At 38.3% G+C, this 22,839-nt stretch carries 22 protein-coding genes and 1 pseudogene; 11 read left to right on the forward strand and 12 right to left on the reverse strand.

Annotated features, from left to right (window positions below; genetic code table 11):
- Positions 1 to 16: 16 nt before the first annotated feature.
- The 6 genes from FERPE_RS02460 to FERPE_RS10550 form a co-directional block, all read right to left on the reverse strand.
- Complete coding sequence (locus FERPE_RS02460) at positions 17 to 742, reverse strand: hypothetical protein (RefSeq protein WP_014451102.1); 726 nt, start codon at positions 740 to 742, stop codon at positions 17 to 19.
- A gap of 71 nt (positions 743 to 813) precedes the next feature.
- Complete coding sequence (gene miaB / locus FERPE_RS02465; RefSeq protein ID WP_014451103.1) at positions 814 to 2,106, reverse strand: tRNA (N6-isopentenyl adenosine(37)-C2)-methylthiotransferase MiaB; 1,293 nt, start codon at positions 2,104 to 2,106, stop codon at positions 814 to 816.
- A gap of 172 nt (positions 2,107 to 2,278) precedes the next feature.
- The gene (gene udk / locus FERPE_RS02470; protein WP_014451104.1) at positions 2,279 to 2,884 is read right to left on the reverse strand and encodes a uridine kinase; all 606 of its coding nucleotides are present in this window, start codon (positions 2,882 to 2,884) and stop codon (positions 2,279 to 2,281) included.
- Positions 2,885 to 2,916: 32 nt separating this feature from the next.
- Positions 2,917 to 4,038: an ROK family transcriptional regulator gene (locus FERPE_RS02475; protein ID WP_014451105.1), complete on the reverse strand. Its 1,122-nt coding sequence runs from the start codon at positions 4,036 to 4,038 to the stop codon at positions 2,917 to 2,919.
- Between the two features lie 78 nt (positions 4,039 to 4,116).
- A complete protein-coding gene (locus FERPE_RS02480; RefSeq protein ID WP_014451106.1) occupies positions 4,117 to 5,337 on the reverse strand; it encodes a glycosyltransferase in 1,221 nt (406 codons plus the stop codon).
- Positions 5,338 to 5,629: 292 nt separating this feature from the next.
- The gene (locus tag FERPE_RS10550) at positions 5,630 to 6,580 is read right to left on the reverse strand and encodes a DDE-type integrase/transposase/recombinase (RefSeq protein WP_014451107.1); all 951 of its coding nucleotides are present in this window, start codon (positions 6,578 to 6,580) and stop codon (positions 5,630 to 5,632) included.
- 125 nt (positions 6,581 to 6,705) lie between these two features.
- Here FERPE_RS10550 and FERPE_RS02490 point away from each other — a divergent pair, with 125 nt between their 5' ends.
- From FERPE_RS02490 to FERPE_RS10675, 9 genes and pseudogenes are all read left to right on the forward strand, one after another.
- A complete protein-coding gene (locus FERPE_RS02490) occupies positions 6,706 to 7,956 on the forward strand; it encodes an ABC transporter substrate-binding protein (protein WP_014451108.1) in 1,251 nt (416 codons plus the stop codon).
- Positions 7,957 to 8,033: 77 nt separating this feature from the next.
- Positions 8,034 to 8,936 carry a carbohydrate ABC transporter permease gene (locus FERPE_RS02495; RefSeq protein ID WP_041262777.1) on the forward strand — a complete coding sequence of 301 codons (903 nt, stop codon included), beginning with the start codon at positions 8,034 to 8,036 and terminating at the stop codon, positions 8,934 to 8,936.
- A 27-nt stretch (positions 8,937 to 8,963) separates the two neighbouring features.
- Complete coding sequence (locus tag FERPE_RS02500) at positions 8,964 to 9,809, forward strand: carbohydrate ABC transporter permease (protein WP_014451110.1); 846 nt, start codon at positions 8,964 to 8,966, stop codon at positions 9,807 to 9,809.
- A complete protein-coding gene (locus FERPE_RS02505) occupies positions 9,806 to 10,813 on the forward strand; it encodes a carbohydrate kinase family protein (RefSeq protein WP_014451111.1) in 1,008 nt (335 codons plus the stop codon). The genes FERPE_RS02500 and FERPE_RS02505 overlap by 4 nt, the downstream gene beginning before the upstream one ends.
- A gap of 9 nt (positions 10,814 to 10,822) precedes the next feature.
- Positions 10,823 to 12,250: a glycosyltransferase gene (locus tag FERPE_RS02510; RefSeq protein WP_014451112.1), complete on the forward strand. Its 1,428-nt coding sequence runs from the start codon at positions 10,823 to 10,825 to the stop codon at positions 12,248 to 12,250.
- Positions 12,251 to 12,427: 177 nt separating this feature from the next.
- The gene (locus FERPE_RS02515; RefSeq protein WP_014451113.1) at positions 12,428 to 13,927 is read left to right on the forward strand and encodes a UDP-N-acetylmuramoyl-L-alanyl-D-glutamate--2,6-diaminopimelate ligase; all 1,500 of its coding nucleotides are present in this window, start codon (positions 12,428 to 12,430) and stop codon (positions 13,925 to 13,927) included.
- Positions 13,928 to 13,950: 23 nt separating this feature from the next.
- Entirely contained in the window at positions 13,951 to 15,219 is a 1,269-nt protein-coding gene (locus tag FERPE_RS02520) for a UDP-N-acetylmuramoyl-tripeptide--D-alanyl-D-alanine ligase (protein WP_155804201.1), read from the forward strand.
- A 27-nt stretch (positions 15,220 to 15,246) separates the two neighbouring features.
- On the forward strand, positions 15,247 to 16,176 hold the full coding sequence (gene mraY, locus FERPE_RS02525; protein ID WP_014451115.1) for a phospho-N-acetylmuramoyl-pentapeptide-transferase: 930 nt from the start codon (positions 15,247 to 15,249) through the stop codon (positions 16,174 to 16,176).
- Between the two features lie 187 nt (positions 16,177 to 16,363).
- A pseudogene (locus FERPE_RS10675) lies at positions 16,364 to 16,777 on the forward strand (MraY family glycosyltransferase); the annotation flags it as partial.
- A 231-nt stretch (positions 16,778 to 17,008) separates the two neighbouring features.
- Here the strand turns inward: FERPE_RS10675 and FERPE_RS02530 are convergent.
- From FERPE_RS02530 to epsC, 5 genes are all read right to left on the reverse strand, one after another.
- Complete coding sequence (locus tag FERPE_RS02530) at positions 17,009 to 17,926, reverse strand: DUF1385 domain-containing protein (protein WP_014451117.1); 918 nt, start codon at positions 17,924 to 17,926, stop codon at positions 17,009 to 17,011.
- A gap of 67 nt (positions 17,927 to 17,993) precedes the next feature.
- A complete protein-coding gene (locus tag FERPE_RS02535; RefSeq protein WP_014451118.1) occupies positions 17,994 to 18,245 on the reverse strand; it encodes a hypothetical protein in 252 nt (83 codons plus the stop codon).
- 42 nt (positions 18,246 to 18,287) lie between these two features.
- Positions 18,288 to 18,566: a stage V sporulation protein S gene (locus tag FERPE_RS02540; RefSeq protein WP_014451119.1), complete on the reverse strand. Its 279-nt coding sequence runs from the start codon at positions 18,564 to 18,566 to the stop codon at positions 18,288 to 18,290.
- A gap of 328 nt (positions 18,567 to 18,894) precedes the next feature.
- Positions 18,895 to 19,812 (reverse strand): PLP-dependent cysteine synthase family protein, encoded by a 918-nt coding sequence (locus FERPE_RS02545; protein ID WP_014451120.1) that lies wholly within the window; start codon positions 19,810 to 19,812, stop codon positions 18,895 to 18,897.
- Complete coding sequence (gene epsC, locus FERPE_RS02550) at positions 19,809 to 20,489, reverse strand: serine O-acetyltransferase EpsC (protein ID WP_425357275.1); 681 nt, start codon at positions 20,487 to 20,489, stop codon at positions 19,809 to 19,811. Before epsC ends, FERPE_RS02545 begins: the two co-directional genes overlap by 4 nt.
- Before the next feature lie 226 nt (positions 20,490 to 20,715).
- On the opposite strand from epsC, the gene FERPE_RS02555 reads away from it, so the two are divergent.
- The gene (locus FERPE_RS02555) at positions 20,716 to 21,150 is read left to right on the forward strand and encodes a Fur family transcriptional regulator (RefSeq protein ID WP_014451122.1); all 435 of its coding nucleotides are present in this window, start codon (positions 20,716 to 20,718) and stop codon (positions 21,148 to 21,150) included.
- An 80-nt stretch (positions 21,151 to 21,230) separates the two neighbouring features.
- On the opposite strand, the gene FERPE_RS10555 is transcribed toward FERPE_RS02555, so the two are convergent.
- Positions 21,231 to 22,181, reverse strand: coding sequence for a DDE-type integrase/transposase/recombinase (locus tag FERPE_RS10555; protein WP_011993230.1), 951 nt, complete (start codon positions 22,179 to 22,181; stop codon positions 21,231 to 21,233).
- 125 nt (positions 22,182 to 22,306) lie between these two features.
- Here FERPE_RS10555 and FERPE_RS02565 point away from each other — a divergent pair, with 125 nt between their 5' ends.
- Complete coding sequence (locus FERPE_RS02565; RefSeq protein ID WP_014451123.1) at positions 22,307 to 22,810, forward strand: rubrerythrin family protein; 504 nt, start codon at positions 22,307 to 22,309, stop codon at positions 22,808 to 22,810.
- Positions 22,811 to 22,839: the final 29 nt, after the last annotated feature.

A 22,839-nucleotide genomic window follows, 5' to 3' on the forward strand; every position in this document is an offset into this window, starting at 1 on the left:
ATTTACTTTGTTGCGATTATTTTCCACTTTTCGGAGCATTTTGCGTATTTTTCATATTTTGTTGGTTTTGGTGCATTTGTGGCATTGTTGTTCCAGGTTTCTTTTCTGCCAATCGTTCTACCACAATTCCGTTATTGTATTCCATTCTTACGATACCCTTCTCGTCTGTTGTTATCTTTATTTCAGTTCCTTCGTAGCTGAGAACGTAAGAACGGTCAGATAGTCGTTTCAGCATTGCAATTCCTGATGCCTTGTCTGTCTTTGATGGATTGAAGAGTGCTTGTGGTATGAGTATTTGGAAACGTGGCTGAGGCATTCTCAATATCATTTCAAAATGAGGGATAATAAAGTTGTTATCTAATAAGACGATATTTGGTTCTGTGAATGTGAATGTTTTAACAGAGGGTGCTTTTGGATCATAATACGCGTATAGTGTTATTGTAGTTTTACCTGCTTTATTAACACCAAGTATTTTAGCAACCAACTCTCCGTTTGTCTTAAACGTTGCTTCGTAAACTTGGAAGAATCCGTTAGGACCATAAGCAGTTCTCGTTTCGATAGTATATTTCTCACCGTACTGTATTTCACTAACACTTATCCATCCGTTTTTTGTATATTCAACTCGAATACGCCCAAGTTCCATGTTGTCAATACGCGCGATGTATTCAACACCAAACGTTGTTGCAGAAATGACAAGTAGCAACATTCCAGCGTAAATTAACCCTACAATACGTTTTTTCATATGATTCACCTCCAAGATAATCATACAGGATAAACCTTAAAAAATCATTAGAATTTCGAATAATTCTTACCTCATTCCAGTACCTCTTCCACGGTTCCATACAACGGACCCGCTGTGATTTTTGTTACCTTTACTACAACGGTTTTTCCAATAAGTTCATGTGAACCTTCAAAAGAGATAATTTTGTTACGTATATCCCTTCCGTAAAATAGGCCATTCTTTGCTTGAGCCTCAACTATTACCTCAACTCTTTTGTCTTTGTAGGATTCATTTAACTCTCTGTTTATCATTTTCTGCAGATTCAACAAGTAAGACATTCTACGGACCTTTGTCTTATATGGTACATCGTCTTTAAAATGTTTCCATGCAACAGTTCCTTCACGTGGAGAGTAAATAGCAAGGTTGAGTCTTTCAAATTTTATATCTTTTACAAGTTTAACCGTCGCTTCAAAGTCCTCGTCAGTTTCTCCAGGGAAACCTACGATGATATCACTTGAGATAGAGGCATCCGGAACAATATTTCTTATGTTGTTTATCAAATCAATATATTCCTCACGAGTGTACCTTCTATTCATAGCTCTTAATATCTTATCACTTCCGTGCTGGACTGGGAGGTGTATGGATTTCGCAATCTTGGGATTTTCAACCATAGCTTGTGGTATTTCTAAAGAAAAGTCTGTAGGGTATGATGTCAAGAACCATAGTCGCTTAACTCCATCAATTTGTGCTGTTTCTCTTAGCAATTTAGCTAATGATGTTCCGTCATTCAGGTCTTTTCCATACGCATCTACGTTTTGTCCAAGGAATGTGAATTCCTTGTAGCCTTTTTCAACTAATGTGCGTACTTCAAGTAATACACTTTCCATTGGTCTTGATTTTTCTCTACCTCTTGTATACGGCACTATACAGTAAGTACAAAATCTGTTGCATCCGTATATGATGGTTATCCAGGCGTGGTGTTTTGAACTTCTGGTTTCCACCTTATGGTAATCAATCTCATCGAGTGTATCATCAAGATAAATTTGTTTGGCACCATTTTTAGCATTCAAAACAGCTTCTGGGACTTTAGCAATCGCACGAGTTCCAATAACAAATGAAACACCTCTTTTAAAGAGGTTCTCTTTTTCTTTATCGGCAACACAGCCCATAATTCCTATTCTTTTCCCTTTTTTTCTGAGCTTTCCAATATGACTATAAACCTTATCTTCTGACTTCTTTCTTACAGCACATGTATTGAGAATTACTATGTCAGCTTCATCCTCGCTATCAACAACTTCGAATCCTCCATCTAGAAGCAGTTGCTTAGCTATTTCCGTGTCGTTTTCATTCATCTGGCAACCGTATGTATAAATATGGACTTTCATACTGAACCTCCTTAAGATGCACATGTCATAGTTGTATATTTTCGTAAAGTAATTATACTTTATCTACTCAAAAATTCAATCTATGTGCACCAAGAAAGATAAAAAATTCGTCCATCTAATTAAAAAACAGATGGACGAATCTAAGGTATTCTCTCGAACGTTTTACACAGGACTATATTAAATTCTGCACATATTCAACTACGACTTCGATAGCCTTTTCGTTGTATCCCCCACGCGGTATGATTATATCTGCATGCTTTTTCGTAGGTTCAACATAAGCATCATGCATTGGCTTTACAGTATTTAAGTATTGGTCTATAACCGACTCGATAGTTCTTCCACGTTCGAAAATATCCCTTTGCAACCTTCTTATAAATCGTTCGTCTCCTTCTGTGTCTACGTATATTTTCAAGTCAGCCAATGCTCTCAGCTCGTCATAGTAAAGAGCGAAGATGCCCTCAATTAACAAGATTGGCTTCGGTTCGATCTTTGTAAAATTTCCCGTTCGCGTATACAAAGTAAAATCGTAATCAGGTAATTCTATAGCTTTTCCTGTTAAGAGTTCCTTCACATGTTTCACAATCAAAGTGTGTTCAATCATATCCGGGTGGTCATAATTGTATTTCTTCCTCTCTTCCAAGGGTATGTGCGACATGTCTCTATAATAATTATCCATTGGGAGCATGACACATTTTTCAGAGCCCAATCGTTCCATAATGCGCTTAGCAACTGTTGTCTTCCCTGAGCCAGTTCCTCCTCCAATAAGTATGATATACATTCTTCGCTACCTCCTGGAAGTAGTATCGAACTCTACAGTTTGGACGTCCGTGATTTTGAAAAGGTCTTCTTAACATAATTCACAGCAGCTTCTAATGAAACTCCCCTTTCGACAGCATCGCGTACATGACCATATCGAACAGAAAAGTTGAAATTTGGAGACAGGCTTTTTGCCTTCATCTCGATTTGCTGAGCTAGCCATTCGGAGCTTCCTTCTCCGTAAATCGCAATATTGCTAACACCCAAAATCAACGAAAGATTTCCAAGAACATATGCGAGCTTATCTATGACTTCAGAATAAATCTCTTTTGCCTTACTTTCGTTAGTTTTATATAAATTTCTAATTGTCTTCAATTCACTTAGATAATTTTCCTCGTGGGCTATGAACTCAACAAATGATATCGAACTTCCAGTATATTTTCTGAAAACGACAAAATCAGAAGCGACAGTTTCAAGGCATCCATAAGCTCCACAATAGCACTTTTCATCTCCACCGAAGTATATATGTCCTAAGGCAATGTTCTTAAACTCATCTTTACTGAAAAGAGCGTGGTATTCGTAATAACAAGCTCCGATACCTGTCCCGTAGTTCAAAACAAAGACACGTTCTCTTCCAGTAGTTTTGGATTCATAGGCTGCGATTGCTTCAACATCTGACAAAATGACGTAAGGAACACCCAAAGATTTGAGTTTCAACGATTTCACAGGTTCGTATCGCTCAAGTTTTAGAATCTTTGAGTAAACTTTGTCATCAACAACAGTTCCAGAGAACGCTATTCCAATGCTGTCAAAATCATAGAACTTCTCAATAGTCTTCCTTAGAAGTTCGTTGATACCTTCGTTGTTTAAAAACTCACTTTTCATTTTGTATTCCGCACTCTCTAATTCTTCACCTTTTCCATTGTAAACAACAGCTCTTATACGTTCCCTACCAACATTTATTGCCAGGATATGCCAAGCTTCTTCAGAAATCGAAATCAATTGAGGAGGTTTCCCCGTTGCTGGGAATTCCTCCTCAATCTCTATATAATCTCGTAATTTATCAAGTAGATATGTCATTGTTGAAGGATTAACACCGATAATTTTCTCAAGTTCCTTTCTCCTAAGTTTTTTTGCTCTCAAAATATGAAGCAGTATTTTAGCTTCGTTATTCAACTCCCTACCTCCAGTCCAGATAAAACAAAGAGTCAACTATTTTCTGTCCACCCTGATTTATATTATACAGAATAACTTTCATTTAACAACAGATTTTATAATTTCCAAATATCTCTTCACATGCGCAGTTGATAAATACGTTTTTCTAACCTTTTCTTTAGCATTTTTTCCAAATTCGCGGAGTCGGCTTTGATTTTCCAAAAGGTCACAAACAGCATCTGCAAGTTCTTCAACGCTTTGCCTCAAATATCCGTTAACACCATCATCAATCTGAATTTTAACCCCGCCAACTGGTCGTGCAACAACAGGATGTTCTTTCCACATCATTTCACTAATTACAAGTCCAAAGCCTTCCCTAGTAGCTGTGTGCAATCCTAAAGTAGAAAGTCTTTGAATAGCATTAACTTCTAAGTGACCCACACCTTTAAGGTCAGTGAGGAATAGGATATCCTTATCGACACCCGCATACCGCAGGACATCTTCAAAGAAAATCCAACCTTCCGGATCATCTTTCGCCATAGCTGAGACTATTGCAAGTTGTACGTCAAATCTTTCTTTCACTTTACGATACACATTGATAGCTGAAAACAAATCTTTCCAGGGGTCAAACCTGGCAACAACAGTTATAATAGGTCTTGAGACGTCGATTTTGTAACGATCAACTACGCTTTTTAACTCTGCTTCTGAAATTTCTCTGTTCTTTGGACTGAGAGGGTCAATGCTTGGAGGAAATTCAACTGCAATGTTGTCAAATGGTGCTCTTACATAGTCCATTATATGGAATAGTGCTTTTTCATACTTTGTCATCTTAGAAGTCAATCTATTCCAGACTTTCAGGTTGGGGGTGCTTGTGTCAATATGACATCTCCAAATGTATTTTGTGTGAGTACCAGACCTGAAATATGGGATGTAGGCAGGTTGAGGGTCGTGGATTATTACAACGTCGGCATCAAGATTCAGTCTTTTGGCATTTTCTTCGTTCACTTTTTCAAACAGTTCCCATTCTTCTTCTGAAATTTCAATATCAGCACCTTGAAGAGCATTGTGAAGTTTCTTAGTTACATTAAAAAACTCCATAGGTGCTTCAAGTACTTCCCAGGATGCATCCAACCCTGCATCCTTCATTAAAGGAACAATAGTCATGAGCAGTTCAGCGACACCACCACCATATGCAGTTGCGTTAACGTGCACAACTTTGAGCCCTTTCAGCTTTTTTCCAAGTTCGAATATAGCTTCCACATCTTCTTTCGAGAATACACTGTAATCAGCAAGCCTCTTAACTGGCAGTTCTACAGTCATAACCAACGCCTCCTCCTGACGGTTTTAGAGTTGAAAAAATACACTTCGTTCCATGGGAATTTTGAATTTCGAATTTTCTTCAAAGACATTGTATCACAAATCTTGAATTGCAGACTAAGTATAAAATAGACAAAAAAACTGTAAATTGTTTCATAATGACATATTATGGAACAAAAACCACCTATCCCTATGCCTTATGCGTTATTACTCGCAATTTCGATATTTTTTTATTCCACACATGTCGTGATATACTACATTTGAAATTCGAACATACCCACACTACTTGATAGTGTTAACTTGTAGTGATGAAAGAGTGTAAGTGTGAAAGAATGCAATTGATATTGCCATTGTGTGTTTTCCAAAGATTCTTCACTACACAAAAGCCTTGAATGTATTTTGCTAAATTCTTCGTATTCTTCAGCCCTCGCTTGAGTCGGAAAAAGTCTTTCAACAATGAAAACTTAGATTCACATTGATTGTTTTTACCGAGCGGTACCACTACGTGATTGATATTTCTGAACAACAGCTTTACTGCACTTTCATATGCACCAAGTCCATCAGTAATAAGTTCAATGTTTCTAGGTTTTGAATTACCAAAGAACTTCTCGAGCAATACTTTGACTTGTCCCATATCACGATACTTTGAGACATGCCAACAAAGAATTAAGTTAGTTTCGTGATCAACTAATAGCCAAACATAGTACTTTTGTTCTTTGAACACAAGAACAGTTTCATCAGCATGAACTGAGAAAACATTTTCGATGGTAAATGTTGGAAAAAGTACAGAGAATAAAGTACACAATTTAATAACCCATTTGTATATGGTGACATGAGATACTTTGATATTAAGAGAATGAGCAAGAGAGCGATAAGACATATTGTGTTTCATATACAAAACAAAAGCCTTTAAGACGAAAAAGATAGGGAAGCGGAAATATTTAAATTTCTCAGGAATAAGGGTGACTGGTTCGGGGAGGTTAAAAGGTACTCTATCTTTGGTACGACAAGCTCTACAACGGAAGACAACGAAAGAGCGACGGACTTTGTAAATTTGCATAGATTTACCACAAGAAGTGCATTTGGGATAAGGGAAAGAGAAGTTTTTGCGTTTGTGAGAATGGGAGAGTTTGAAAGAATGATGGCAGAGTTTGCAAAGGAATTGTTGGTTACCGTATTTGTCATGACCGTTTTTGTATAAGCTGGTGGAACCGCATTTTGGACAAGAGAGCGTTGAGTTGTTCATATCGGGATACCTCCTTTGTCGAGAGTTGGTTGGGGGGTGTCCCCTCTTTATAAGGATAATGCGGTTTTTGGAAAGTTTCAATACTTTTAGTTAACATTATCCACTACTTAATGGGAGGTGTAAGTATGAGGAAGTTCTTATTGGGAATTTTGTTGTTAACACTTGCGGTGGTAGCGTTTTCCAGCTCTCGAGTTACGATAACTATGACGGCAGGTGCAGTTGGTAAAGAACTTGAGGTTCTTTACGCTCAGCTTGATGTTTTCATGAGGCAGAACCCGAATATCAAAGTTTCCGTCATGCCTATGCCAAACTCATCAACAGAAAGGCACGACCTTTATGTTACCTATTTGGCTTCGGGAGAGAAAGAACCCACAGTTCTAATGCTTGATGTCATTTGGCCAGCAGAATTTGCGCCGTATCTTGAAGATTTAACAGCTGATAAAGATTATTTTGAACTTAACAAATTCCTTCCTGGTACAGTTAAAGCCGCTACAGTGAATGGAAGGATTGTAGCGATTCCATGGTTCACCGATGCAGGCTTGTTGTATTACAGGAAAGACTTACTTGAAAAATATGGCTTCAAGAATCCTCCAAAAACATGGGATGAACTTGTAAAGATGGCAAAGACAATAACAGCAAAAGAAAAGAACATGGTTGGTTTTGTATGGCAAGGTGCAAGGTATGAAGGTTTGGTTTGTGACTTCATGGAGTACCTTGTTTCATTTGGCGGCGATGTTCTTGATGATCAAGGCAATGTGATTATAAACAGTCCAGCTGCTGTAAAAGCACTCCAATTCATGGTTGACCTTATTTACACGCACAAAGTCTCTCCGCAAGCTGTTACAACATACATGGAAGAAGAGGCAAGAAGAGCCTTCCAGAATGGTCAAGCAGTGTTCATGAGAAATTGGCCATACGCATGGTCTCTATTGAACGATCCCAAAGAGTCAAAAGTTGCTGGAAAGGTTGGAGTTGCACCACTTCCAGCAGGCCCAGCCGGAAAATCAGCAGCAACTCTTGGTGGATGGATGCTTGGTATCAACAAGAATGCTACCCCTGAGGAGAAAGAAGCTGCTAAGAAGCTCATTAAGTTCTTGACAAGCTATGAGCAACAACTTTACAAAGCAATTAACGCAGGTCAAAATCCAACGATGATGGATGTTTACAAGGACCCAGCACTCAAAAAGGCAGCTCCATTTATGGTTGAATTGTATGGAATGTTCATTAACGCCGTTCCAAGACCAAGGACAGCAAAATACAGTGAAATATCCGATGTTATTCAGAAATACGTACACGCTGCTTTAACAAGGCAGACCACACCGCAAAAAGCTATCGAAGATATGGCGAAAGAATTGAACAAAATTCTTGGAAAATGAAATGAATCGAGAATCAGTACGAGTAACCAAAACAACGAGAACTACAACCGGGGGTTAGCCCCCGGTTTTTCAAGAACATGGAGGTGAAGCTTTTGAAGGCAAAGACCAGAGAGACAGTTATAGCATGGTGGATGGTGTTACCCGCACTTTTAGTAATTTCTGTTATTGCTTTCTTCCCTCTATTTAAAACATTCTACGATAGCTTCTTTGAATTTGGATTGAGACCAGATATAGAAAAAAAGTTTGTCGGGTTTAAGAATTACATAGATTTATTCCACGACGATCGTTTTCTTGATGCTTTGAAAACAACGATAATCTTCACTGTTGTTTCTGTGGCTCTTGAAACTGTATTTGGCCTTTTGATAGCTATTATTGTGAACCAGCCTTTCAAATTCAGAGGAGCTGTAAGAGCAGCCATGCTTATTCCTTGGGCAATACCAACAGCGATATCATCACAAATGTGGAAATGGATGTTCAATGACCAGGGAGGAATAGTGACGAAATTTTTAGAAAAGCTAAATATAATTGAACCAGGTTTTCCTATCCTTGGCTCACCAAAAACCGCACTTTGGGCGATTATCGCAGTTGATGTATGGAAAACGACACCTTTTATGGCTTTGCTTATACTTGCGGGGTTGCAATTAATTCCAGAGGAGTTGTATGAAGCTGCAAGAATAGACGGAGCTAATCTGTTACAGAGGTTCACAAAAATTACTCTCCCAATGCTGAGTTCAACGATAGCTGTTGCTTTGATATTTAGAACACTTGATGCTTTAAGGGTTTTTGATGTTGTATTTATAATGACTCGAGGAAGTGTAGGCACAGAAACTTTGGCTGTTTATAACCGTGTATTGCTGATGGACAGGGCTTTTACAGGTGCATGGTTTGGTTACGGTTCGGCACTTTCTGTGATCATATTCTTGTTAATCTCGATATTTGCAATAATCTATATAAAGAGCTTGAAGTTGAAACTGGATTAATGACCAAAAAAATAAGAGGTGATAACCGTGTCCACAAAAGCAAAAAAGTTGATTTTCAAGGTAACCTTAACCATTGCAGTTATATTCGTTTTAATATGGTGCATTTTTCCATTCTACTGGGCGGTGGTATCATCTTTGAAACCCAATATAGAACTCTTTGATCCAAACCCAACTTTATTGCCTAAAAATCCGACGTTTTCGAACTATGTAAAGGTCTTTGCGGAAAGGCCATTCCACGTAAACATCTGGAATAGCATAGTTGTGTCTGGTATAACCACATTAACTACACTTATTTTCGGTTCTTTTGCAGGATACGCAATAGCACGCCTACGCATGAAAGGTAAAGCATTTGTAATGGCTCTTATTCTTTCTGTTAGTATGTTTCCGCAGATTTCTATTTTAGGTTCGCTCTTTGTTATCCTTAGAAAACTTGGAATGATAAACACTTACCAAGGCTTAATTCTGCCATATGTGGCTATTACATTGCCACTAACTACTTGGATACTCCAAAACTTTTTCAGGGACCTTCCAAAAGAGATAGAAGAAGCTGCAGCGATTGACGGGTGCTCGCGCTTGAGAACTCTCTTCCAGATAGTTTTTCCTATGTCTGCACCAGGTTTGGTTGCAACGGGACTTTTAACGTTCATAACGGCATGGAACGAGTTCCTTTTTGCATTTACGTTCATGCAAAAACCACAGTATTACACTGTTCCTGTCGCTATAGCTATGTTTGCCGGCAGAACTCAGTACGAACAACCCTGGGGTCAGTTAATGGCTGCTGCTGTTATTGTGACTGCCCCATTAGTAGCCTTAGTTTTAGTGTTCCAAAATAGAATTATATCTGGTTTGAGTGCAGGTGCGGTGAAAGGATGAACAGGTCGAAAACAGGTATGATACTTTTTGTCGGAGAACTCCTAGCGGATTTTATAACTCTGCAAGATTTTTACGTTGCCGAGGAATTTGTCATAAAGACAGGAGGTTCTCCAGGGAATATAGCACGGTTTGCCTCTCAGCTTGGGGTTCCAACCAAAATCATTTCACGTGTGGGAGACGACCCTATTGGTAGCAGAATTTTGAAAAAGTTAGAGCAAGCTGGCGTGGATATTTCATCAGTTCAGATAGACAAACAACATGGGACAACACTTGTGTTTGTTCGAAAAACTCCAAACAGTCCTGATTTTTTCGTAATTCGAGGTGCGGATAGGTATCTCAAATTAGATGAGGATGAGATTGAGAATATCTTAGGAGGAGCTAATATCGTTCACCTGAGTTGCTGGATGCTAACACATGAGCAATTGTACGAAACAACAATGAAGATAGTCCGCAAAGCGTTAGAAATGGGTATTCAGATATCATTTGACCCAAATTGCCGAGATAAATTATTCAGTTGCAAAAAAATAAATCTCTCAAGAGTTTTTGAATTATTAAAGTACACAACGTATTCAAAGCCTTCCATAGACGATGCATTGGCCCTATTTGGAATGCCTGACAATCGAATTTCGGATTGTGAAAAGCGAAGTGAAGGGTTATTTTCTTCAAACGAAATAGACATTGAACTGGTCAAATATTATGTAAGCAAGTTTCATGAACATGGCGTAAAATACGTTGTACTCACGGTAGGCAAAGATGGCGCATTCGCTTCTGATGGAGAAAGCCTAGTTCATATACCAGCTTCCGCAAGGAAAGTAGTTGACGCAACAGGTGCAGGTGATGGATTTTGGGCTGGGATTTATTATGGACTAATCAATGGTTATGATTTTCTACAAGCTTGTAATATAGGTTCGATGGTTGCTGGTTACATAGTCGGATTTGTTGGTGCGGAGGTTGATATAACTGATCTGAAAAAAGAATTCGAAAATAATATTCTGAGAGGATGAGGTGAGACTTTGAGCACAACAAATACAATAAAAAAGGTAGCTTTCTTTAATCCGCAGGGGAATTTTGATAAAGATGACAGTCACTTAACAGAGCATCCTGACTTCGGAGGACAACTAGTTTATGTGAAAGAGCTTGCAAAAGCTTTCGGAGAACTTGGCGTAGAAGTCGATATTATTACGAGACAAATTATTGATAAAGACTGGCCTGAATTTGCAGAGCCTTTCGATTATTATCCAGACGCTCCTAATGTTAGAATAGTTCGAATACCGTTCGGCGGAGATAAATTTTTGTGCAAGGAAGATTTATGGAAATATTTGCCCGATTACGTTGACAAGATTTACGAGTTATACAAATCAGAAGGAAGATTTCCTGATTTTGTGACTACCCATTATGCTGATGGCGGTATTTCAGGGGTAATGTTCCTTAAAAAGACAGGGATACCGTTTTCATTTACAGCACACTCTCTTGGTGCATGGAAACTGGAAAAGGTCTTAGAATCAGGGATGTCACGTGAAGATGCCGAGAGGAAATACAAATTTACAGTGCGTATTACAGCTGAGAATCTCTCAATGCATTATGCTTCGTTCATAGTTTGTAGTACGAATCAGGAAAGATATGAACAGTATTCGCACAGGCTCTATGAGATAGACCCGTACGATGATAAGTTCAAAGTTATTCCACCAGGAATCAATCACAAAATCTTCAATCAAGAACCCAAACCTGAAGACAAACAGATGGAAGAATACATCGAACAGCTACTTGTGAAAGCACCTATAAAAAGGCACAGATTGCCGTTCATAATAATGTCCAGTAGAATCGATAGAAAGAAAAACCACATTGCCGTAGTGAAAGCTTTCTTGCAAAATGAACATCTCAAAGATAGAGCGAACTTACTTATTGTCGTACGTGGTATTAACAACGTCCTGGAATATGTAAACACTGAAAAAACAGAGGAAGCAATTATTCTTAAAGAAATAGTCGAAAGTTCTGATAATGAAATAGGAAAGAGCATATTTTTTGCAAATGTGTCCAACCAAAGACATTTGGCAAGCTTGTATCGCGTTGCTGCTGCAAGAGGGTCAGTGTTTGCACTACCAGCTCTCTATGAACCTTTTGGGCTGGCTGTTGTTGAAGCCGCTGCCTGTGGTTTGAAAATTGTTGTGACAAAAAACGGCGGACCAGCGGAAATATTTTCACATGGAGAAGGGCTTCTGATAGACCCAAGTAATATCAATGATATCGCAACAAAACTACTACTGGCTCTGGAAAAATTTGACTGCCGAAAGTCTGTGGAACTTGCGAAAAAGTTCAGTTGGGAAAACACAGCGTTAGCATATTTGGAAAATATAAAACATGTCTTAGCTAATCCGGACAGCATAGTTAGTGTAGACGAGCAAAGGCTTAAAAAATTCTATGACCTAATTAATACACTCTGAAAAAATGTCTGATTTTTTAAAATTGATAAGTCCCTCAGGACAGACCGAGGGACTTTTTTGCTTTTTAATTAAAGTATTGAGCAAATATTCTTTTCTCATCAGTTGAATAATTGTGTGGGGGTGGTATAATTTTAAACGATGACCCAATCTTGCGCTATGAAAAAGGGGTGGATTACTTTGAAATTAAGACATCTTTTGGAAGCCATTCAGAAGTTTGTCGTTTTTGACAACATACCAGAAGAATTAAAAGACAAAGATGTAACTGGTGTTTTCAACAATTCAAGAAAGGTTATTCCAGGTTCTCTGTTCATCTGCAGGAAAGGTACAAAGTTTGATTCACATACCATTGTTGACACACTTTACAAAGAAAGTGGAGTAATCGCCTTTGTCACAGAGAGAGAAATCAATAACAACCTTCCTTACGTCCAAGTTTATGATAGTAGACTTGCGGAAGCTTACCTCGCGGCTGAGTTTTACGAACATCCTTACAAGAAGCTAATAACTTTTGGAGTAACTGGCACAAATGGAAAAACTACATGTGCGCATTTATTTCACCATTTAATGCAGCAACTGGGACTCACAGGAAGTTTGTCCGGAACAGTCATGAACGACATTATGGGTGACAAGTTCTATATACATAACACCACTCCTGATGCGCTCACAATAATGGAAAACATGGCAAAAACGGTAAAGAGTGGTGGAAGCTATTATTCAATGGAAGTTTCCTCTCATTCGTTAGACCAAGCACGAGTAGAAACCATCAGATTTGATATAGCAGGTCTTACAAACATAACCAGAGACCATCTGGATTATCACCCGACTTTTGAACATTACGTGAATTCAAAGCTCCACTTGTTTGATTTGCTTAAAAAAGATGGAATAGCAGTTGTTCATGAAGATTATGCACCGCTTGTGTCAAGCAAAAAGCTGCCGAAGCTTGTCACATTTGGAACAAGTGAAAGTGCAATTTATAGGATTTCAGATATATCAACTACTTGGAATGGGACAACCTTTACACTCACATCACCTTACGGTACAAAGAAAGTCTATACACAGATGATAGGTGATTACAATGCTTTCAATGTTACGCTGGTCATTGCCGGGTTATTCGAGCTTGGATACGAACCCGACGAAATCATCAGTTATGTAAGCACGTTTAGAGGTGTTGACGGAAGGTTTGAACCAATTCCAGAAGCAAGAAAACTTGGAATTGAAGTAATAATAGATTTTGCACACTCACCTGACGCCTTAGAAAAAGTTATACTTGCCGCGAGAAGACTGACAAAAGGAAGAATTATAGTTGTCTATGGAGCTGGTGGACAAGCTGATAGAGGCAAAAGACCGATGATGGCAGAAGTGGTAACGAAACTCGCGGATATAGCGATACTTACAACAGATGACCCTCGTGGAGAAGACCCAGAGGAGATTATAAAAGAAGTTGAAAAAGGTGTCCAACCTAATTCCCTTTCACTCACCGTCCTTGATAGACGCGAGGCTATAGATACAGCAATAACACTCGCAACAAAAGGAGATGTTGTGCTTATTACCGGAAGAGGCCATGAACCATACCAGATATTCACGGAAACATTAAAGATACCTTTCAAAGATAGAGATGTTGCTTTGGACATAATTCTCTCAAAGATTAACAAAAATCACTCAAGAGATGTGGATAAATAATAATTGGGGTGTTGGTGAACGAAATGGAACTGAAAGACTTGGTTGGTCGTCGTTTTGTTACAGATTCCAGAGAAGTAAAGCCTGGCGATGTGTTTGTTGCAATAAAGGGTAACAGAGTAGATGGACATGACTTTGCCCATCAAGCAGTTCAAGCAGGTGCATTTGCTGTTATTGTTGAAAAAGACGTGTCACTGCCTAACCAAGTAGTTGTTCCAAACACAGTTGAGTTTCTTGGAATGTACGCTAGTAAGATACTAGAAAAATTCCGCCCGAAGATTGTTGGTATAACAGGGTCCAATGGTAAGACGACAACCAAAGAAATAGTTTCAGCTGTGCTCAGCGCAGAAATTCCTACATTTAAAAACGAGGGGAATCTTAATTCAGAGATCGGACTTCCCCTTTCAATTATCAACTCTTATCGTGGTGAACCTGTTGTTGTTTTGGAAATGGCTCAAAGAAATGTTGGAGATATTGAATACCTTTGTAAGCTCTTCCCTCCAGATATAGGTGTTCTTCTCAATGTAGGAAGTGCACATGTTGGTGTTGTTGGTAATGTTGAGAATATATTCAAAGGCAAATGGCAAATTGTTGAGAATTCAAAACAAGCTTTGGTTAATTTCGATGATAAACGGATGAGATGTGAAAAATGCAAATACTTTGGCACAAAAGGTGGAAACTACGTTTTGAAAGAAAGAAGGTTTGACGGAAAAAACACGTTACTAACGTTCGAAACACATGAAGGTGAATTTTATTACGCTTTGCCAGGTTTTTGGCCAAAAGCGATGGCTATATCTGTTCTTGTAGCATTCGCAATTGCCGATATGTTGGACATTTTATTCAATCCTGTAAAACTTTTAACTTTCAAACCTCTTAAAGGACGCTTTAACATCTATAGACTTGGGAAAGCTTTCATAATTGACGATACATACAACGCGAGCTATGAGTCTTTTAGGCACGGGATAGAAGAAATCAAAGAACATTTTCCCAGGCCAGCTTATGCAGTTGTTGGTGCAATGAAAGAGCTTGGAGAGTACTCTACATATTATCATCAGTTGCTATCAAAACTGCTTGAGGAAATTGATGGCGTCATAGTGTATGACAAAGAACCAGAATCCAAAGATATAGCCCCAAACAATCTTTTATTCAGAAGTGAGAAAGAAGATGAAATTGTAAAGTTCATTAAGGATAAGATATTGGTATCTGAGTTTTCTGGAACTCTTTATTTCAAGGCATCCCGAGCAGTTGAGTTAGATAAGATTGTTGACAAGCTCTTAGAAGGTTTAAATATATGAAAATATAACTTTACGGAGGTCCGAAAAATGCAAACATCGAATCTTTTTTTGGCAACAGTTCTAATTGCAGAATTCCTGATAGGTTTATTAGCCTTTCCACGATACATTGGCTATATGAAAAAACTAAAATTAGGACAGTACATAAGACAAGAAGGGCCTGATTTGCATAATTATAAAGAAGGCACCCCAACAGCAGGAGGTATAGTCTTTTTATCAATCGCACTTATAGCCGGAATCGTTCTTGGAGTGAAAAAAGAACTCCTGCTGACAATTTTGTTCTATGGTTTTATCGGGTTTTTGGATGATTTCGTTAGCATAGCAAAGAAGCGCTCTTTGGGACTTAAGGCCTGGCAAAAGTTAGCATTACAGATGCTGTTTTCGGTATGGATAGCCTTCACTGTTCTCCAATATCGTGAAAGCACTATATTTGGTCTTCCCGTTCCAAAGTGGTTTTTTTACATATTTACGATGTTTCTAATTTCTGGGTATTCCAACGCGACTAACCTGACAGATGGACTTGATGGACTTGCCGGATGGGTATTCATCACTAGTTCATTGCCATTTTTGCTTTTGGCAAATGATTATAATCAAGTAATCTCAATATTAGTTCTCATCATGCCATTGCTTTCGTTTCTTGTGTATAACACAAGACCTGCAAAAGTTTTCATGGGTGACACAGGTTCATTGGCACTCGGAGCTTATATCTCGACATATGCGTTAATGACAAGCAATGAACTTCCGCTTATTTTCTTTACAACCATATTCTTGTTGGAAACGATAAGTGTAATACTCCAAGTTGGTTCATTCAAACTCAGGGGAAAAAGGATTTTTAAGATGGCACCTATACACCACCATTTTGAACTGCTCGGCTGGCCAGAAGAAAAGATAGTTGGTGTCTTCAGTGCTTGGAACCTTGCAATTGCAATTACTTATCTCTCTTTCGCTTTAAAGTTTTAGAATATCAAAATCCTTTAACAACGGGGGTTTTTGTTACTTGCGTTACTTGAATCCGTATTCGTTGGGATTTATTTTTAGCACATTGTTTTCCGCTCTTTTTGTCTATTGTTGTAAAAAGTTTAACGTACTTCTTGACCATCCATCGGAGAGGAAAGAACACAAAGAAGCAGTTCCTCTCGTAGGTGGTGTGGTTCTCTTTATTTACACATTGTACTTAAAATTCAATCAACAGTTCACAGATATAAGGAAAGAATTGCCGCTCTATATTGTATTCACGATAGGTCTGATTGATGATTTGATAGAACTGCGTTATTACACGAAGTTACTTTTACAATTCTTTGCAGGTATGTTTTTTATCAACGCATATCATTTTGTATTTACAAACAATGCAAAGCTCGACACTTTTTTGACCCTCGTTTTTTTCATGACGCTTTTGAATGCTTTCAACCTTGTGGACGGAATTAACGGACTTCTCATAGGATTGGCAATAATTTACTTTACATTCACGCAGAATTTTATATACCTACCAGTGCTCTTTGTTTTGTTCCTTTTTAATGTTTTTGACAAATTGTTTATGGGTGATTCCGGTGCATTTTTGATTGCTTACTTGCTCATCTCTGATGAACAAGTTCCCAGGGAACTTACTAGAGCTCTGGTGTTTTTTGGCTATCCTATGTATGAAATAGCCTCCTCATTTCTGAGGAGGCTACTTTTGAAAAAGAATCCGTTCAAACCTGATAGGTTTCACTTGCATCACATAGGAACCAAACTTTTTGGCAGTACGTTCTTTTTGATTCTTGCATACTCGTTGGTCATAGGTTTTGTTTTGTTATCAGCCAAGAAATTCGGGTTGTTCGTCTATATCGCTATCAGCTTGTTGATTTTTCTCTTTCAGTTCATTTTTATCAAAAACAACTGTATCAACAGCTCCAATGGCATGACGGAGAGAGACAAGAGCAACTTCTAATTGTGAATCGTTTGGTTCAGCAGTAGTAAGTTTTTGTAAAATCATACCAGGAAGTGCCAAGAATCGGATTTTTGGATATCTGTCAAAAAGTCTCAACAACTCATAAGAGATTCCTGCAACCACGGGTATTGCGATGATTCTGAAAACAATGCGACCTAACATTGTAACTCCGAGAAGACCATATAAACTGTGCACCAGTATTGCGATTATTAAGAAAATCATAACAAAATTCGTTCCACACCTTGGATGTATTGTTGAGTATTTCCTTGCGTTTTCGACAGTCAGTTCCTCGTTATGTTCGTATGTATGAACTGCCTTATGCTCAGCTCCATGGTATCTGAATACGTTTTTGACATCCTCAAAGAGCGATATGAAAAACACGTATGATAGGAAAAAACCCAACCTTATCAAACCATCCACCAAAGAAAAGAGAAATTCGTTATCTTTGAATCCCAACCATTTTGTTAAATAAGCAGGAAGGACAATAAACAAGCCTACAGCCAAACCAACAGCAACAAGAATTGAGAAGAAAGATTCGCCTTTCTTCATTTTTTCATCAGAAGAGATTTCAGCACTGAGATTCAGCGCCTTTATACCAAAGTAAAGAGAGTAGTACAGGCTTATAAATCCACGTATAAATGGTATTCTCATCCATTTTTGACTGACACTTGGAGTTCCAAGCTCGCGAACTTGTATCTCCCCTGACTGCGTTCTAACAGCTACAACTACCTTTTTACCCATCATTAAAACGCCATCAATTACCGCTTGACCACCGACTTTCAAAATCTTCACCTCTTTCCCGTTTGCTTTACATTTAAAAAAGGTGCCACAACGGCACCTAATATTAAAATTATCGCTCACTTTCCTTTTTAATTTCTTGGTAAAATTCAATAATCTTCCTTGCATTTTGGTCTTCTAATATGATTTTGTAGAACTTGTAAGCTTCCATATCTTCGGGGGTGTTTTTTGTCATAAAATAGCTAACTACTTTGCTTCGGAATTGTTGCAAATCTTCTTGCGACATTTGTGATATTGAATAGACTATCTCGTAAATCCTTTCGTCTGTAATGCAAGCTTTTGCAATAACTCTCAGTTCTTCCAACCGCTCCTCCATCTTCCATCAAATTTTTTCAGTTCCACAAAATTAGTTTTTAGACTCACTTTTTTGAAGGTAAACCTTGAAAGATATACCGGTTCTTGTTTCATTACCGATTTGAATTTCAATGAAAGCTGGGACAACGTAGAGGTCTAATCCTTCCTGCTCCAAAAATCTTCTTGCAACCGCTAAAGATTTCGATGCTTGGTTAACTGCGCCAGCACCGATGGCTTGAATCTCTACCTTTTCGTTCTTCTTCAGTGATCCAACAATGGCACCCGCAACCTTGTTTGGACTTGACTTTGAGCTGACTTTCAAAATCTCCATAATGCCTATCCTCCTTGTTCTACAGAGATTAGAATTGGCTTAATATGTTACTAAGTTTGACTATATTTTACCACAAAATTGTTAAAAAAGCAAATTCTTTTTGCAAAAACCAATTTTAATAAGAGGATTCGTAGGTAGATATCAAAAGTTGTCCAGAGGTTGTATTTATGCGGGGAAAAGAATTTTATTGGCAAAATCTTATCCAAAATTTGACATTACTTCCTAAAAAGTGGTATACTATGTGCAGTAATGGGGGTACTGGGGATAGGTGGGAGCTGTCTCTATACGTTATGTGTGCACGCCACAGGCGTGCACACTTTCATTTTTATTATTTTCTACACAGAGAAGAAATATATTTCGAACCATCGTCAGGAAAAACGGTGGCAACGCGCTGTAAACCATATTTTTCTTTAACTAATATACTTGCGATTAGATTAGCAGCGGACGATATTCCCACAAATATTCCTTCCTTCCAAAGCTTAGAAGTCCATCTTATAGCTTCTTCGTCATCTACCTGAATTATTTCATCTACCAGCTGTAAATCTAAAATTTTAGGTACGAATCCAGCACCGATGCCTTGGATTCTGTGTTTACCTGGCGTTCCCCCGGTTATAACCGGTGATTGTAAGGGTTCTACACCTATAATTTTGATTTCAGAACAAAAGTTTTTCAGAAACTTTCCAACACCTGTTATTGTTCCACCGGTTCCGATACCCGCTACAAAGGCATCTAACTGAAAATCCATTTGGCTTAACAACTCTGGTCCAGTTGTCACAAAATGTGCATTGACGTTTTCAGGATTTTCAAATTGATTTGGCATGAACGCAGATTTTGTTGAAACAATCTCAAGCGCTTTTTCTACCGCCTTTGACATGTTTTCAGTAAGGATTACATCTGCACCTAAACTTGTCAATATTTGACGTCGTTCAACCGAAACAGTTTCTGGCATTGTAATGATTGTTTTTAGACCAAGTCTTGAACCTATCCAAGCGAGGGCAATTCCCGTATTACCACTGGTCGGCTCAACAATGATAGTATTGGGATTTATTAATCCATTCTGTATAGCCTTTAGAATCATAAAGTATACTGGTCTGTCTTTAATACTACCGGTTGGGTTATTTCGCTCAATCTTAACATAAATAGAGTATTTCTCCAGATAAACAAGAGGAGTCTTTCCAACGATTATATTTCGAAACAAACGGAGATATTCAGATAGTAACCGATTGCTGAGACATTCGTTCGTCACATTAATACCTCCTCTAAGTTGTTTTCATTTCTGAAACAAAGTCCATCAGACCCTTCACCGTCTTTGTGTATTGCAGAGTGAGATAGATGAGGGTTTGCATTTTCTGTGTTATTTTTAAAAACAATACGTGCAGGAATTCCAACAGCGGTTGCATCTTTTGGAACATCAGAAATAACAACACTGTTCGCGCCTATTTTGGCGTTGTCACCGATATACACTGGTCCAAGCACTTTTGCGCCTGCTCCGATTATCACATTCCTCCCAACGGTTGGATGGCGTTTTCCTTTTGTTATGTATTTTGCACCAAGAGTAACACCATGATACAGTACTGTACCACTACCGACTACCGCTGTTGAACCGATAACGAGACCTGCCCCGTGGTCTATTACAACCCCCGGTTCTAACAGTGCAGCTGGATGAATATCAACGGTGTACAATATTCGATTGATATGGTATATTAGATAAGCTAAGAACTTGAAACCCGACACGTAAAGCGCATGCGAAATTCTGTAAAGTCTTAACGCTCTGAAACCAGCGTGGAAGAGATACTGGTAGGAACTTTCGAAAGAGGGATCTAAACGTCTTAGGTATTCTTTGTCAAGCTTAATAGCCCTACTCGCATTAATTATCTCTGCTGTGAGCTTTTTAAATTTTCTGAAATCTACCAAAAGATGCACCCCATTACAACCACTCTCCATCCATGTGAATTTACTCACTTAGGTCAGACTAAGTATAGGGTATCATAACATTCCAAATTTGTCAAGCATGGAAGAAAAACCTTTAGATTCTTAAAAAGTTCACTTAAGAATAACAGAAACTCACTCTTGAAATTTTTGATAACTTTGTGGTATAATAGACTTGGACATTGTAAAAGGTTATACCAAAGTTCAAGGAGGAGGCGTGATGGTAAAAAGTGATGTGAAAGACGTGAAAAGCGAGATACGCGAGTTGTTGAAAGAAAAAGGTGTAAAACCTACTGTTCATCGAGTGGAGATTTTAGAATACCTTAGTAAGACTTACTCACATCCTTCGGCAGATGATATTTATGAGCACTTTGTTAAAGAGCAAAGACTATCAGTGCTTTCAAGGGCAACTGTATACAACACACTTAGAGCTCTGGCAGAGGCTGGATTGGTCAAAGTAATCATTACTCCCGATGCTATAAGATACGATTTCGCAAAGGAAAATCACCACCATTTTTACTGCACACAATGTAAAAAGATATACGATGTTGAACTTAACGTTGAGCTTCCTAACATTAGCAAAGTTGATGGTCATGAAGTTCGAAATGTGCAACTCGCATTGGTAGGTGTGTGCAAAAGCTGTTTAAATCGCTGATAATGTACCAGTTTTTCAGATATTTTTGTTCATCTGTCCTCTGTCAAGGGAAGATGAACATTGTAAAAAATTCGATAGTGTTAACTTGTAGTGATGAAAGAGTGTAATTGTGAAAGAATGCGATTGATATTGCCATTGTGCGTTTTCCAAAGATTCTTCACTACACAAAATCCTTGAATATATTTCGCTAAGTTCTTCGTATTCTTCAGCCCTCGCTTGAGTCGGAAAAAGTCTTTCAACAATGAAAACTTAGATTCACATTGATTGTTTTTACCGAGCGGTACCACTACGTGATTGATATTTCTGAACAACAGCTTTACTGCACTTTCATATGCACCAAGTCCATCAGTAATAAGTTCAATGTTTCTAGGTTTTGAATTACCAAAGAACTTCTCGAGCAATACTTTGACTTGTCCCATATCACGATACTTTGAGACATGCCAACAAAGAATTAAGTTAGTTTCGTGATCAACTAATAGCCAAACATAGTACTTTTGTTCTTTGAACACAAGAACAGTTTCATCAGCATGAACTGAGAAAACATTTTCGATGGTAAATGTTGGAAAAAGTACAGAGAATAAAGTACACAATTTAATAACCCATTTGTATATGGTGACATGAGATACTTTGATATTAAGAGAATGAGCAAGAGAGCGATAAGACATATTGTGTTTCATATACAAAACAAAAGCCTTTAAGACGAAAAAGATAGGGAAGCGGAAATATTTAAATTTCTCAGGAATAAGGGTGACTGGTTCGGGGAGGTTAAAAGGTACTCTATCTTTGGTACGACAAGCTCTACAACGGAAGACAACGAAAGAGCGACGGACTTTGTAAATTTGCATAGATTTACCACAAGAAGTGCATTTGGGATAAGGGAAAGGGAAGTTTTTGCGTTTTTGAGAATGGGAGAGTTTGAAAGAATGATGGCAGAGTTTGCAAAGGAATTGTTGGTTACCGTATTTGTCATGACCGTTTTTGTATAAGCTGGTGGAACCGCATTTTGGACAAGAGAGCGTTGAGTTGTTCATATCGGGATACCTCCTTTGTCGAGAGTTGGTTGGGGGGTGTCCCCTCTTTATAAGGATAATGCGGTTTTTGGAAAGTTTCAATACTTTTAGTTAACATTATCAAAAATTCAAGGGGAGGTGTGAACATGAGGGATATGACGAAAAAGTTCCTTGAAGATGCATTTGCGGGCGAGTCCATGGCACACATGAAGTATCTCATTTTTGCAGATGAGGCTGAAAAATCCGGATTTAAGAAGTTAGCAAAGCTCTTTAAAGCCATTGCTTATGCAGAATTCGTTCATGCTAGAAACCACTTCAAAGCGCTCAAGAAGTTGGGAGATAATCCAGTCAACATCCAGTCCTGTATTGCAGGTGAAACATTCGAAGTAGAGGAAATGTATCCTGTTTACAACGAAACAGCGAAGTTGCAAGGGGAAAAAGAAGCACAAATCAGCACATACTATGCGTTGGAGGCGGAAAAAATTCACGCTGAAATGTATAAGAAAGCGCTTGAGCTTGTAAACGCAGGAAAGGACTATGAAGCTGAGAAAATCTACATTTGTTCAGTGTGTGGTTATACAACTGAAGAAGAGGCACCAGAAAAGTGCCCAGTGTGTGGTGCTCCAAAATCAGCATTTGTTGAATTTTAAATCTTCACACCTATGGAACCCATGAAAGG

Source organism: Fervidobacterium pennivorans DSM 9078 (assembly GCF_000235405.2).
Taxonomy (GTDB): Bacteria; Thermotogota; Thermotogae; order Thermotogales; family Fervidobacteriaceae; genus Fervidobacterium; species Fervidobacterium pennivorans.